The 13,098-nt window shown below is 73.4% G+C and carries 14 protein-coding genes; 10 read left to right on the forward strand and 4 right to left on the reverse strand.

The window, feature by feature from the left end:
• Positions 1-71 precede the first annotated feature (71 nt).
• The 5 genes from C8E97_RS03920 to C8E97_RS03940 all read left to right on the forward strand — a co-directional run bounded on the left by C8E97_RS03920 (position 72) and on the right by C8E97_RS03940 (position 5,190).
• Positions 72-725, forward strand: a complete 654-nt coding sequence (locus tag C8E97_RS03920; protein ID WP_246018660.1) for a copper homeostasis protein CutC — start codon at positions 72-74, stop codon at positions 723-725.
• A gap of 118 nt (positions 726-843) precedes the next feature.
• A complete protein-coding gene (locus C8E97_RS03925) occupies positions 844-2,121 on the forward strand; it encodes an extracellular solute-binding protein (protein ID WP_425470464.1) in 1,278 nt (425 codons plus the stop codon).
• A complete protein-coding gene (locus C8E97_RS03930) occupies positions 2,118-3,008 on the forward strand; it encodes a carbohydrate ABC transporter permease (RefSeq protein ID WP_121001718.1) in 891 nt (296 codons plus the stop codon). The genes C8E97_RS03925 and C8E97_RS03930 overlap by 4 nt, the downstream gene beginning before the upstream one ends.
• Entirely contained in the window at positions 3,005-3,835 is an 831-nt protein-coding gene (locus C8E97_RS03935; protein WP_121001720.1) for a carbohydrate ABC transporter permease, read from the forward strand. The genes C8E97_RS03930 and C8E97_RS03935 overlap by 4 nt, the downstream gene beginning before the upstream one ends.
• Positions 3,835-5,190 (forward strand): beta-N-acetylhexosaminidase, encoded by a 1,356-nt coding sequence (locus tag C8E97_RS03940; RefSeq protein WP_121001722.1) that lies wholly within the window; start codon positions 3,835-3,837, stop codon positions 5,188-5,190. Before C8E97_RS03935 ends, C8E97_RS03940 begins: the two co-directional genes overlap by 1 nt.
• A 34-nt stretch (positions 5,191-5,224) precedes the next feature.
• Here the strand turns inward: C8E97_RS03940 and C8E97_RS03945 are convergent, their stop codons facing one another.
• The gene (locus C8E97_RS03945) at positions 5,225-5,446 is read right to left on the reverse strand and encodes a PspC domain-containing protein (protein ID WP_121001724.1); all 222 of its coding nucleotides are present in this window, start codon (positions 5,444-5,446) and stop codon (positions 5,225-5,227) included.
• Between the two features lie 164 nt (positions 5,447-5,610).
• Here C8E97_RS03945 and C8E97_RS03955 point away from each other — a divergent pair, with 164 nt between their 5' ends.
• The 5 genes from C8E97_RS03955 (at position 5,611) to C8E97_RS03970 (ending at position 9,444) form a co-directional block, all read left to right on the forward strand.
• Entirely contained in the window at positions 5,611-6,723 is a 1,113-nt protein-coding gene (locus C8E97_RS03955) for an XdhC family protein (protein ID WP_121001729.1), read from the forward strand.
• A gap of 178 nt (positions 6,724-6,901) precedes the next feature.
• Positions 6,902-7,066: a hypothetical protein gene (locus C8E97_RS34270; RefSeq protein WP_170211608.1), complete on the forward strand. Its 165-nt coding sequence runs from the start codon at positions 6,902-6,904 to the stop codon at positions 7,064-7,066.
• A complete protein-coding gene (locus C8E97_RS03960) occupies positions 7,063-8,163 on the forward strand; it encodes a CapA family protein (protein WP_121001731.1) in 1,101 nt (366 codons plus the stop codon). The genes C8E97_RS34270 and C8E97_RS03960 overlap by 4 nt, the downstream gene beginning before the upstream one ends.
• A 101-nt stretch (positions 8,164-8,264) precedes the next feature.
• Positions 8,265-8,504 carry a hypothetical protein gene (locus C8E97_RS35770; RefSeq protein ID WP_246018661.1) on the forward strand — a complete coding sequence of 80 codons (240 nt, stop codon included), beginning with the start codon at positions 8,265-8,267 and terminating at the stop codon, positions 8,502-8,504.
• A gap of 262 nt (positions 8,505-8,766) precedes the next feature.
• Complete coding sequence (locus C8E97_RS03970; RefSeq protein ID WP_121001733.1) at positions 8,767-9,444, forward strand: type 1 glutamine amidotransferase domain-containing protein; 678 nt, start codon at positions 8,767-8,769, stop codon at positions 9,442-9,444.
• 98 nt (positions 9,445-9,542) lie between these two features.
• On the opposite strand, the gene C8E97_RS03975 is transcribed toward C8E97_RS03970, so the two are convergent.
• The 3 genes from C8E97_RS03975 to C8E97_RS03985 all read right to left on the reverse strand — a co-directional run bounded on the left by C8E97_RS03975 (position 9,543) and on the right by C8E97_RS03985 (position 12,937).
• Positions 9,543-10,484: an o-succinylbenzoate synthase gene (locus tag C8E97_RS03975; protein ID WP_121001736.1), complete on the reverse strand. Its 942-nt coding sequence runs from the start codon at positions 10,482-10,484 to the stop codon at positions 9,543-9,545.
• A 9-nt stretch (positions 10,485-10,493) separates the two neighbouring features.
• Complete coding sequence (locus tag C8E97_RS03980) at positions 10,494-11,138, reverse strand: hypothetical protein (RefSeq protein WP_147454989.1); 645 nt, start codon at positions 11,136-11,138, stop codon at positions 10,494-10,496.
• 137 nt (positions 11,139-11,275) lie between these two features.
• The gene (locus tag C8E97_RS03985) at positions 11,276-12,937 is read right to left on the reverse strand and encodes a DNA repair helicase XPB (protein WP_121001739.1); all 1,662 of its coding nucleotides are present in this window, start codon (positions 12,935-12,937) and stop codon (positions 11,276-11,278) included.
• Positions 12,938-13,098: the final 161 nt, after the last annotated feature.

Here is a 13,098-nt window from a genome sequence, read left to right on the forward strand (position 1 = left end):
CCGCGCGGGACGCCGGGGCGTGGGCACGTGGCCGGCGGACCGGGACGAGCCGGGCCGTTATGGTCCGGGCCATGCTTGAGGTCATCGCTCTCGACGCGGACGACGCCGTCGCCGCCCAGGCCGGTGGAGCGCACCGGCTCGAACTCGTCACCGACATGGCCGCCGACGGCCTGACGCCCCCGCCCGCGCTCGTGCGCGACGTGCTGGGCGCCACCGACCTGCCGGTCCGCGTGATGCTGCGCGACGCGCCGGGGTTCGCGCCCGGCTCGCTCGACGGCCTGCGCCGGGACGCGGCGGCGCTGCGCGAGGCGGGCGCGTCGGAGTTCGTGCTGGGCTTCCTGGACGCGGACGACTGGGTCGACGAGGCCGCGTGCCGCGCCGTGCTGGCCGAGCTGGACGGCTGCCGCTGGACCTTCCACCGCGCGCTGGACCACTCCGCCGACCCCGAAGCGGCGTGGGGCGTGGTCGCGGGGCTGGGCTGCGACACGGTGCTCGCGTCCGGCTCACCGCGCGGTGTCGCGGACGGCTTCGCCGTGCTGGAGCGGCTCGCGGCCCGGCAGGACGAGGTGGCGCTCCTGGTCGGCGGCGGCCTGAAGCCGGAGCAGGTGGCACCGCTGAAGGCCGTCGGGGTGACCGGCTTCCACGTCGGGAGCGCGGTTCGACCCGGCGGGTGGGACGCTCCACTCTCCGTCGAAGCGGTCCAGACCTGGGCGAATCTGGTCTAGACCGGTTGGCGATTCGGACACTAGCATCCCCGTTGCTTCCCATGAAATAGCCGTTGCATAAGACGCAACATTGCTGGAGGGGGTTCGGAAGATGCGGGTATCCAAGAGGGTGGCCTCCGTGGCGGCTGGCCTTGCCGTCACGGTGGTCGCCGGGGCCGGGCTTTCCGGGTGCGCCCCGGTCCAGTCCGGTCCCGCCGCGACCGGTGCCGATCAGCAGACCGGGCAATTGCGGGTCTGGCTGTTCGACGAGGTCAACCGGGGCCCCAAGGAAGCCGTCGTCAAGGAAGCGGTCACCGAGTTCGAGAAGGCCCACCAGGGCGTGACGGTGGACGTGCAGTACATCCAGGTGCAGACGCGCGCGGAGCGGTTCAAGGCCGCCTTCAGCGACCCGAAGAGCGCGCCGGACGTCGCCGAGTTCGGCAACACCGACCTCGCGGGCTACGTCGCGGGCGGCGGGTTCGCCGAGCTGGACCTCGGCTCGTGGGCCGAGGGGAAGGACCTGCTGCCGAGCGTGCTGGACACCGCCAAGGTGGACGGCAAGACCTACGGCGTGCCGTGGTACGTCGGCATCCGCGCGCTCTACTACCGCACGGACGTGTTCGCCGAACTCGGCCTGAAGCCCCCGACGACGCTCGACGAGATCGCGCCGCTCGCGCGGCAGATCCGCGCCGCCAAGCCGGACCTCCTCGGCATCTCCGCCGGCGGCAAGTACACCTACGGCGCGCTGCCGTTCGTGTGGGCCAACGGCGGCGACATCGCGCGCAAGGACGGCGACAAGTACGTCTCCGCCATCGAGACCGCCGAGGCGAAGAACGGCCTGCGCCAGTACACGGAACTGATCGCGGACGACATCTGCCCGCCGGCGCAGTGCGCGGCCAACGGCGGTGACGCGAGCGTCGAGGCGTTCCGCGCGGGCAAGGCCGCGATGACCATCGGCGGCGACTTCAACCGCAAGTCGGTCGACGCCTCCACGGCCGCCGGCAAGTACGGCATCGTCCCGCTGCCCGGCAAGACCGCCGGCTCGGTCGCGCCCGCGTTCGCCGGCGGCAACCTGCTCGGCGTGCTGAAGGGCACGGAGCGCAAGACGCTGGCCAACGACTTCCTCAAGCTGCTCGGCGGCAAGCAGTACCAGCGCAAGATGTTCGACGCGATGGGCAACATGCCGGTCTTCAGCGACGTGCAGGCCGACGTCGCCAAGTCCACCCCGGCCGTCGAGCCGTTCATCAAGACGCTCGAAGCGGGCACCAAGTTCGTGCCGGTGACGCCGAACTGGGCGAAGGTCGACGCGCAGGGCGTGCTGCCGAACCTCCTCCAGGAGGTCGCGGCGGGCGGCAGCGACCTGGACGCCGCGGCCAAGAAGGCGGCCGATGCGATGAATGCGGCGTTCGCTTCATGATGCGTGCCACCAAGGGTGACGGGCGGATCGCCTACGCCTACCTCGCCCCGGCGCTGCTGGTGCTCGTCGGCCTCATGGGCTACCCGATCTACCAGCTCGTGCTGATCTCCCTGTACGACTACGGCCAGGAGCAGGTCAGCGGCGGCGCGCCGCTGACCTTCCTGGGTTTGCAGAACTACGCGACCCTGCTGTCGGACGCCAAGTTCTGGACGGTGCTCGGGCAGACCGTCGGGTTCGCCGCGGTGTGCGTGCTCGGGACCCTGCTGGTCGGCGGCGCGCTCGCCGTGCTGGCCACCAGGGTCCGCACCTGGGCGCGGACGCTGCTGTTCCTGGCCGCGCTCGGCGCCTGGGCCACCCCGACGGTCGCCGGGTCCACCATCTGGCTGTTCCTGTTCGACGCGAACTTCGGGTTCGTCAACGAGCTGCTCGGCAGCACCGGGTTCTCCTGGACCTACGACCGGTGGCTGGCGTTCGGGCTCGTGGCGGCGCAGGTGATCTGGTGCTCGTTCCCGTTCGTCATGGTGACGCTCTACGCGGGCATCAAGGCGATTCCGGGCGAGGTGCTGGAGGCCGCCGCGCTGGACGGCGCGTCCGCGCTGCGCACCGCGCGGTCGGTGATCCTGCCGCTGCTGCGGCCCCTGCTGATCGTCGTGACCATCCAGTCGATCATCTGGGACTTCAAGGTGTTCACCCAGATCTACATCATGACCAACGGCGGCGGCATCGCCGGGCGGAACCTCGTGCTGAACGTCTACGCGTACCAGCAGGCGTTCGCCGCCTCGGAGTACGGGTTGGGCGCGACGATCGGCGTGGTGATGACGGCGCTGCTGCTGGTCATCACGCTCGGGTACCTCCGCGCGCTGCGCAAGTCGGGGGAGGCGCTGTGAGGCGGCGTATCGCCGAGGTCGTCACCGTGCTGATCGCCGGTGTGGTGGCGTTCCCGCTGTACTGGATGGTGCTGACGGCGCTGAAGCCCGAGTCCGAGGTCATCTCCGCGGATCCCCGGCCCTGGACGCTCGCGCCGACGCTCGACAGCTTCGTGCGCGCGCTGACCGTGCAGAGCTTCGGCCGGTACCTGGTGAACAGCCTCGTGGTGGCGGTCATCGTGGTGCTGTTCAGCATGGTGATCTCGTTCCTGGCGGCCACCGCGCTGACCAGGTTCCGGTTCCGCAGCCGGACCACGCTGCTGATCATGCTGCTGATCGTGCAGATGGTGCCGGTGGAGGCGCTGACGATCCCGCTGTTCTTCATGATGAAGTCGGTGCGGGACGTCGTGCCGGTGTTCGGCCTGAACCACCTGGGCTCGCTGGTGCTGGTGCACCTGGCGTTCAGCCTGCCGTTCGCCATCTGGATGCTGCGCGGGTTCGTCGCCGCCGTGCCGGTGGAGCTGGAGGAGGCCGCGACGCTCGACGGCGCGTCCCGCTTCCGGTTCCTGTGGCAGGTGCTGTTCCCGCTCGTGGCGCCCGGCCTGGTGGCGACCAGCGTCCTGTCGTTCATCCACGCGTGGAACGACTTCCTGTTCGCCAAGACGTTCATCATCTCGGCGGCGGAGAACCAGACGCTGCCCCTGGCGCTACAGGTGTTCGTCAAGCCCGACCAGAACGACTGGGGCGCGATCATGGCGGGGTCGACGCTGATGACGATCCCGGTGCTGGTGTTCTTCATCCTGGTACAGCGGCGTCTCGTCGCGGGACTTGCGGGAGCGGTGAAGTAGTGATTCTGCCCAAGCCGGTGTCGTTCACCCGGGGTGACGGCGAGATCGAGTGGGACGGCGCGGTGGACGGCCGGCTGACGCTGGACGGCCCCCCGGGGTCGTACCGGCTGACCGTCGGCCCCGGCGTGACCGTCGAGGCCGCCGACGAGGCGGGCCTGTTCTACGCCCGCCAGACGGTGCGCCAGCTGGCCGGCCCGGACGCGTTCCGGGCCGCGCCCATCCACGACGGACCGGTGCGGCTGCCGGTGTGCGTGGTCGAGGACGCGCCCAGGTTCGCCTGGCGCGGCCTGATGCTGGACGTGGCGCGGCACTTCCTGCCCAAGCACGAGGTGCTGCGGTACGTCGACCTGCTGGCCGCGCACAAGCTCAACGTGCTGCACCTGCACCTGACCGACGACCAGGGCTGGCGGTTCGAGTCCCGCAGGTTCCCCCGCCTGCACGAGGTCGGCGGGTGGCGGCCGTCGTCGCGGTACGGCGACCGGCGCAGCGGCGGCCAGACCGGGCGACCGCACGGCGGCTACTACACGCAGGACGACCTGCGAGAGGTGGTGGCGTACGCGGCGGCCCGGCACGTCACGGTCGTGCCGGAGATCGACATCCCCGGCCACAGCCAGGCGGCGATCGCGGCCTACCCGGAGCTCGGGGTGTCCGGCGGCGGCGTGTGGACCGACTGGGGCGTGAACCCCAACGTCCTCAAGGCCGACGAGGTCACCGTCGACTTCTACCGGCAGGTGTTCGACGAGCTGCTCGACGTCTTCCCGTCCGAGGTCATCGGCCTGGGCGGGGACGAGGCGGAGAACGGCGACGGGCGGTTCGTGCGGCGGATCGCGCAGCACCTGGTGGACCGGGGCCGGCGACCGCACGGCTGGGACGAGGTCCTGGCCGCCGGACCGCTGCCGAGCAGCACGGTCATCGCGTCCTGGCGCGGCGAGGAGGGCGGCCTGGCCGCCCTGGACCGCGGCCACGACGTCGTCATGTGCCCGGACCGGCACGTCTACCTGGACTACCGCCAGGCCGACGGCCCGGACGAGCCCATCCCGGTCGGGACCGTGCTCAGGTGGGAGGACGTCTACGCCTACGAGCCGGCGGCGGCGGACCGGGTGCTCGGCGCGCAGGCCAACCTGTGGTCGGAGCACCTCGACTCGCCGCGGCGGGTGGACTACGCGGTCTTCCCCCGGCTGTGCGCCTTGGCCGAGGTGGCCTGGAGCACCGGCCCCCGTGACGTCGAGGAGTTCCGGACCCGGCTGACCGAGCACCACCTGCCGAGGCTGGACGCCCTGGGCGTCGAGTACCGGCCCCTGTCCGGTCCCCACCCCTGGCAGAAGCTACCCGGCGTGCCCGGTTTCCCCCGCTAGGCCGGACAGCGCGGGACGCGGCCCGGTGCGGGCCTCAGTCCTCCTCGGGCATGAGGATCCACGCCGCGAGGTAGAGGAGCGCACCGGCGCCGAACCCGAACAGGGTCGCGGCGACCAGCAGGATGCGCAGCAGCGCGGCGTCCACGCCGAGGAGCTTGGCGACGCCGCCGCACACGCCCGCGACCATCCGGTCGTCCCGGCTGCGGCGGAGCTTCTTGACCTTGTCGGTGGCCTGGTTGAGCACGTCGTTCGTCATGGCTCAATGGTGCTGGTCAGGGCGGCGCGGCACATCGGGGACCGACCCTGAAACCGCCCTCAGGGTCCGTCCCCGAGGCGCCGCCGTCCCACCGGGGCCGGCCGGCGCGGTGCACAATCGCGGGACGACCGGCGTGGGCCGGCGCCGGACCGAGGGGGTGCGCGGTGCGCGACGTGCTCGCCGAACTCGCCCGCCGCGTCGCGTCCGGTGAGACGGTCGGCGTCGGCACGGTCGTCGCGACGTTCCGCTCCGCGCCCCGGCCGCCCGGCGCGGCGATGCTCGTCGGCGCGGACGGCGCGGTGGTGGGCTCGGTGTCCGGCGGTTGCGTGGAGGGCGCGGTCCACGACCTCGCGCGGCAGGTCGTCGCGTCCGGCGCGCCGGTGCTCCAGCGGTACGGCGTGAGCGACGACGACGCGTTCGCGATCGGCCTCACCTGCGGCGGGATCATCGACGTCTTCGTGGAGGCGGTGGACCGGGCGTCCTTCCCCGAGCTGCCCGACGTGCTGGCGGCGGTGCGGGCGGGCGAACCGGTCGCGGTCGCCACGGTCGTCGAGCACCCCGCGTGGGTCGGCAGGCGGCTCGTGGTGTGGCCGGACCGGGTGGCCGGCGGCGTGCCGTCGGCGCGGGCGCGGGACGCGATCACCGACGACGCGCGTGGCCTGCTGGCCGCCGGGCGGAGCGCGACGCTGCACTACGGCCCGGACGGGCAGCGGCGGGGCGAGGGCATGGCGGTGTTCGTGCACTCCTTCGAGCCGCCGCCCCGGCTGCTGGTGTTCGGCGCGATCGACTTCGCGGCGGCGATGGCGCGGCTGGGCGCGTTCCTCGGCTACCGCGTGACGGTGTGCGACGCGCGGCCGGTGTTCGCGACCCGCGCCCGGTTCCCGGAGGCGGACGAGGTGGTCGTGGACTGGCCCCACCGGTACCTCCGGGCGCAGGCCGAGGCCGGGCGGGTGGACGGGCGCACGGCCGTCGCGGTGCTCACCCACGACCCGAAGTTCGACGTGCCGCTGCTGGAGGTCGCGCTGCGGCTCGACCTCGGCTACGTCGGCGCGATGGGCTCGCGCCGCACGCACGCCGACCGGCTGCGCAGGCTGCGCGAGGCGGGGCTGACCGAGGCGGAGCTCGCGCGGCTCGCCTCGCCGATCGGCCTGGACCTCGGCGCGCGCACGCCCGAGGAGACCGCCGTGTCGATCGCCGCGGAGATCATCGCGTTGCGCTGGGGTGGTGGCGGTGAGCGCCTCACGCGCACGGACGGCGCCATCCACCGCGACGGCTGAGCCGCCGGACCGTGCCGTCCGCCGCGTCCGCCGTGCCCGCTGTCGTGCGCGTCGCCGTGTCCGTCGTCACGGTGCGGACGGGGTGGGCCGCCCGACCAGCGCGTGATCACCGGCCCGTCCGCGCGCGAGTACGCCGGATCACTTGGCGACCGCGCCCGCGACGGGGGAGGCTGAGGAGGTGACTTCTCCCGAACCCTCGGCCCGCCCGCGGCTGCGGGCCGTGCCCGACGAGCCGATCGACCAGGTGGAGCCGGCGCGCCCGCCGGTGCTCAAGCGCGTGCTGCCGATCGCGGTGGTGCTGATCGCGCTGGTGCTGCTGCTGCGCCGCAGGCGGCACCGCTGAACAGGCGTGGCGGGCGGTGGGCGTGCCTCGCGCTGGCCGCCTGCCTCACCGCGGCCTGCACCGGGTCGCCCGTGGTGATCACGTCGTCCCGGCTGCCGCCGCCACCGCCGTCGTCCGCTCCGCCGCCACCGCCGTCGTTCACGCTCGCGGCGGGCGGCGACATCCTCGTCCACCCGGCGCTGACCGAGCAGGCGGACCAGGACGGCGACCGCGACTTCGGCCCGCTGCTGGAGGGCCTGCGGCCGGCGATCGACGCGGACCTGTCGATCTGCCACCTGGAGACGCCGCTGTCCGCGCCGGGCGCGCCGACCTACGGCTACCCGGCGTTCAGCGCGCCGCCCGAGGTCGCGACCGCGCTGAAGAACCTCGGGTACGACAGCTGCTCGACGGCGTCCAACCACACGCTGGACCGCGGTTCCGGTGCGATCAGGACGACGCTGGACGTGCTGGACGCGGCCGGCCTGCGCCACACCGGCTCGTTCCGCTCGCCGGAGGAGTCCTCGACACCGCTGCTGCTGGACGCGAACGGCGTGAAGGTGGGGCACATCGCGTTCACGTACGGGTTCAACGGCATCCCGTTGCCACAGCCGTGGATGGCGAACGAGCTGTCGGTCGAGGGCGTGCTGGCGGCGGCCCGCGCGGCGAAGGCGGCGGGCGCGGAGGTCGTGGTGGCCAGCCTGCACTGGGGGGCCGAGTACCGGCACGAGCCGACGGCCGAGCAGCGCGAGATGGCGGCGGCGGTGCTCGCCGACCCGGCCGTGGACCTGATCATCGGGACGCACGTGCACGCCGTGCAGCCGATCGACCGGGTGAACGGCAAGTGGGTGGTGTACGGGATGGGCAACGAGGTGGCGCGCCACTCCGAGCCGCAGGGGATCACGGAGGAGGGCATCGTCACGCGGTTCAAGTTCGTCAAGGGCGACGGCGGCTGGGCGGTGGAGCGCGCGGAGTACGTGCCGACCCTGGTCGAGTTCGGCCCGCCGATCCGGGTGGTCGACCTGACCCGGTCCCCGGCGACGCCGCGCCGGACCGAGGCGCTGGAGCGGACGGACGGGGTGGTGCGCAGCCTGGGTGTCGAAGGGCTGGGTCGACCATGATCACCGGTTCGAGTGATGAATTCGAACGTGTGGACGTGGGAGGATCGAATTCGACGTGAGGAGGTGACCGCTGTTTCTTGAAGATGCTTCATGCTCTCGGATTGTCGGCGCATCTGCTGACGGTGTCCGAGTGCGCGGAAATCGGCGAGATCGAGTCCGGGTGCTCGGAGTCGCGGGAAGGCCGTGTGCTGACGTCGCCGAGCCCGACGACCGAGCACGACCTGGCGTCCCTGGAGCCGGCGGTCCCGCTGCGCGCCCAGCGAGCGGCGGAGCTGCTGGTGACCCGGCCGTCGACGTGGACCTGGAGCCGGCGGGCTCGCGTCGGACCGACTACGTCGTGAAGCGCGAGGAATACGCCGACGCCGGTATCCCGCACTGCTGGATCGGCGACCTCGCCGAGCCGGTGTCCCTGGTCGACCGCCACCTCGCGGGGAATTCGGTTATCAGGAGTCCTCGGCGGTGACGGACGAATCCGTGACCACCGTGCCGTGCCCGATAACCGTGGTGGTGGACGCGCTGTCCTGACCCTTTCCCCGTCGCTCCCGGTGGGTCGCCGCCAAGACCATTGGGCGGGTCGTGAAATGGCGGCCTAGGGTCGGTGGCATGGCGAAGATCCTGATGGTGCTGTCCGGCGCGGACCACTGGACCCTGAACGACGGCTCCCGGCACCCGACCGGGTACTGGGCCGAGGAGTTCACCGCCCCGTACGAGCTGTTCAAGGCCGCCGGGCACGAGGTCGTCGTCGCCACGCCCGGCGGCGTGGAGCCGACCGTCGACCGGGGCAGCCTGACCGCGGACGCCAACGGCGGCCAGGAGCGGGCGGACGCCGTCGCCGCCGTGCTGCGGGACGCGGCCGAACTGCGGTCGCCCGTCGAGCTGGCGCGGGTCGACCCGGCCGACTACGCCGCCGTGTTCTACCCCGGCGGCCACGGTCCGATGGAGGACCTGGCGGTGGACGCCGACTCGGGGCGGCTGCTGGCGCGGGTGCTGGCGTCCGGCGCGCCGCTGGGCGTGGTGTGCCACGCGCCGGCCGCGCTGCTGGCGGCCGGTGACGCGTTCGCGGGCTACCGGCTGACCGGGTTCACCAACGAGGAGGAGCGCCAGGCGGGCCTCGCCGACAAGGCGCCGTGGCTGCTCCAGGACCGGCTGGTGGCGCTCGGGGCGGACTTCGTCGAGGGCGCGCCGTGGCAACCGCACGTCGTCGTGGACCGCAACCTCCACACGGGACAGAACCCGGCGTCCTCCGGGCCGCTGGCCGCCGAACTGCTCAAGGCGCTCTGACGTCCGCGCACCACGGGCGGTCGACCCGATCCGGCCCGCCGGGCGCGGCGGTCACGCGGGCGAGGCGGCGGTTACGCGGGACGGCTCGGGCGCGATGGTCACGCGGGCGAGGCGGCGGTCACGCGGGCGACGCGCTGCTCCCACCGGAGCCTCGTCGCCGGGGCCGCCGCGAACTCCGCGAACCGGTCCGGCTCCGGTGCCCGCGCGGGCACCGGCAGCCAGCCGTCCACCGGTCGCAGCGACGCGCCCGCCACGTCACCGTCCAGCAGCGACAGCGTCCCGAGCCCGCACGCGAAGTCCAGCTCGGGCAGCGCGCCGGCCAGCGCCAGGCCCGCCGCCATGCCGACGGACGTCTCCACCGCCGACGACACGACGCACGGCAGCCCGCACGCCTCGGCGACCTCCAGCGCGCGCCGCACGCCGCCCAGCGGCGCGACCTTGATCACCGCCACGTCCGCCGCGCCCGCGACCGCCACCGCCAGCGGGTCCTCGGCCCGCCGGATCGACTCGTCGGCTGCGATCCGCACGTCCACCCGCCGCCGCACGGCCGCCAGCTCCGGGATCGTCGGGCACGGCTGCTCCACGTACTCCAGCCCGCCCGCCGCCCGGTCCAGCTCGCGGATCGCCCGCACCGCCGTGTCGACGTCCCACGCGGTGTTCGCGTCCACCCGCACCGCGCCGGACGGCCCGAGGGCGTCGCGCACCGCCGCGACCCGGTCGAGGTCGTCCGACAGCGCGGAGCCGGGGTCGGCCACCTTCACCTTCGCCGTCGAGCACCCGGACTCGGCGACGATCCGGTAAGCCCGCTCGGGCGACACCACGGGCACCGTGCAGTTGACCGGGACGCGGTCGCGCACCGGCGCGGGCCACCCCTCGGTCGCCGACTCCAGCGCGCACGCCAGCCACGGCACGCACTCGGCGTCGGAGTAGTCGAGGAACGCGCAGAACTCACCCCACCCGCGCGGCCCCTCCACCAGCACGCCCTCCCGGACGGTGATGCCGCGGAACCGGTTGCGCATCGGGATCGAGTAGACGAACACGCCGGAAGCCTAGATCGGGTCCAGCGCGGCGACGCGGCGGAGCGCGCTCGCCGCGAGTCGCGGCTCCTCCTCCTCGACCGCGATGCGCAGCGCGGCGGCGAACCCGTCCACCCGCCGGTCCAGCTCGGCCAGGCCCCGGGTCGACTCGGCCAGGTCGGCGGCCAGGCCGGGTCGGTTGCCCGCCGCGCCCAGCGCGTCCCGCAGCGCCAGGCTGTCCCGCAGCGCGACCAGCGCCTGCCACAGCAGCGCCTCGACGCGGTCGCGCCGCGCCGGGTCGACGTCCACCCGCAGCGCCAGGAAGTCCTCGCAGAGCCGCCGCGCCCGCCGCCGCTGCCCGACGTCCGCGAACCGCTCGCTGTGCACGACGTCCCGCTCGGCCGCGGCCGACACCACGTCCCACTCCGCGACCCGCGGCGGCAGCAGCGCGAGCGCCCCGGCGACCAGGAACGGCACGGGCGCGAACGCCACCGCCGACCACAGCGCGGGCGCGAGCAGCACCACCGCGCACGCCACCGGCACGGCGACGACGAGCAGCACCCGCGACCGGGCCCGCCGTGCCCGCCGCCGGGCCAGGCGCACCGCGGGCACCCGGTCGGCCCCTGGGCGCCACACCCACCAGCGCGGTGCCGGCCGGAGCCGCACGACCACAGTCATGTCCCACCCGATCGTCGGGCCGAAGTCCGGCGATCAACCTAGCGCGGTGGGCGAGCGGGTCGAAATCAGCCGATCCAGGGGACTTCCGGCTCCACCCGTCCCCCGGCCGCGTTCACCCACCGCTCCGGGGGATCGCTTCAGCCGACCTCGGGCAGCTCGGGTCCGAGCAGGTCGTCGGCGTCGACGATGCGGTAGGCGTAGCCCTGCTCGGCGAGGAAGCGTTGCCGGTGGGCGGCGTAGTCGGTGTCGAGGGTGTCGCGCGAGACCACGGAGTAGAAGTGCGCCTGGCGGCCGTCGCCCTTGGGGCGCAGGAGCCGGCCCAGGCGCTGCGCCTCCTCCTGCCGCGACCCGAACGTCCCCGACACCTGCACCGCGACCGACGCCTCGGGCAGGTCGATGGAGAAGTTCGCCACCTTCGACACCACCAGGGTGCGCAGCTCGCCGCGCCGGAACGCGTCGAACAGCTGCTCGCGCTCCTTGTTCTTCGTCGAGCCCTGGATGACCGGGGCGTCCAACGCCTCGCCCAGCGACTCCAACTGGTCGAGGTACGCGCCGATCACCAGCGTCGGCTCGCCGGCGTGGCGGTCCAGGATCGCGCGCACCACCGGCAGCTTGGTCCGCGCCGTGGAGCACAGCTTGTAGCGCTCCTCCGGCTCGGCGGTCGCGTACTCCAGGCGCTCGTTGTCGGTCAGCGTCACCCGGACCTCGGTGCAGTCCGCAGGCGCGATCCACCCCTGCGCCTCGATGTCGCGCCACGGCACGTCGTACCGCTTGGGCCCGATCAACGAGAAGACGTCGCCCTCCTGGCCGTCCTCGCGCACGAGCGTCGCGGTCAGGCCCAGCCTCCGCCGGGACTGGAGGTCGGCCGTCATCCGGAACACCGGCGCGGGCAGCAGGTGCACCTCGTCGTACACGATGAGGCCCCAGTCGCGGGAGTCGAACAGCTCCAGGTGCTTGTACTCGCCCTTCGACTTGCGGGTGATCACCTGGTAGGTGGCGATGGTGACCGGGCGGATCTCCTTGCGCTCGCCCGAGTACTCGCCGACCTCCTCCTCGGTCAGCGACGTGCGCGCCACCAGCTCGCGCTTCCACTGCCTGCCCGCGACGGTGTTCGTCACCAGGATCAGCGTCGTCGCGCCCGCCTCGGCCATCGCCGCCGCGCCGACCAGCGTCTTGCCCGCGCCGCACGGCAGCACGACGACGCCCGAGCCGCCCGCCCGGAACGCCTGCGCCGCGAGCCGCTGGTAGTCGCGCAGCTGCCAGCCGTCCTCCACCAGCTCGATGGGGTGGGCCTCGCCGTCGACGTAGCCGGCGAGGTCCTCGGCGGGCCACCCGATCTTGAGCAGCAGCTGCTTGAGCCGGCCGCGCTCGCTCGGGTGGACGACCACCGTGTCGTCGTCGATGCGGGCGCCCAGCATCGGCTTGACCTTCTTGTGCCGCAGCACCTCCTCCAGCACCGCGCGGTCCGACGAGCCGAGCACCAGGCCGTGCGCGGGGTGGTTGGCGAGCTGGAGCCGGCCGAACCTGCCCATCGTGTCCACCACGTCGACCAGCAGCGGCTGCGGCACGGGGTAGCGGGAGAACCGGACCAGCGCGTCGACCACCTGCTCGGCGTCGTGCCCGGCGGCTCGCGCGTTCCACAGGGCGAGCGGCGTGACGCGGTAGGTGTGGACGTGCTCGGGGGCGCGCTCCAGCTCGGCGAACGGCGCGATGGCGGTGCGCGCCTCGTCCGCCAGCGGGTGGTCGACCTCCAGCAGCAGGGTCTTGTCCGACTGGACGATCAAAGGGCCGTCGGTCACGAGAACGCACTCCTGTCGTTGGCGTACTCCCAGTGTTCCAACCGGGTGCAAGTCGGTCGCGGCCGGTGGCAGGCCGCGCACGGACCGCGCACGGACGCCGCCGCGCGGGCCGCCGGGCGCGGCGGAAGGCGGGGCGTTCCCCGGTCCGGGGGCGTTCCGCC

The organism is Saccharothrix australiensis, from assembly GCF_003634935.1.
Taxonomy (GTDB): domain Bacteria; phylum Actinomycetota; class Actinomycetes; order Mycobacteriales; family Pseudonocardiaceae; genus Actinosynnema; species Actinosynnema australiense.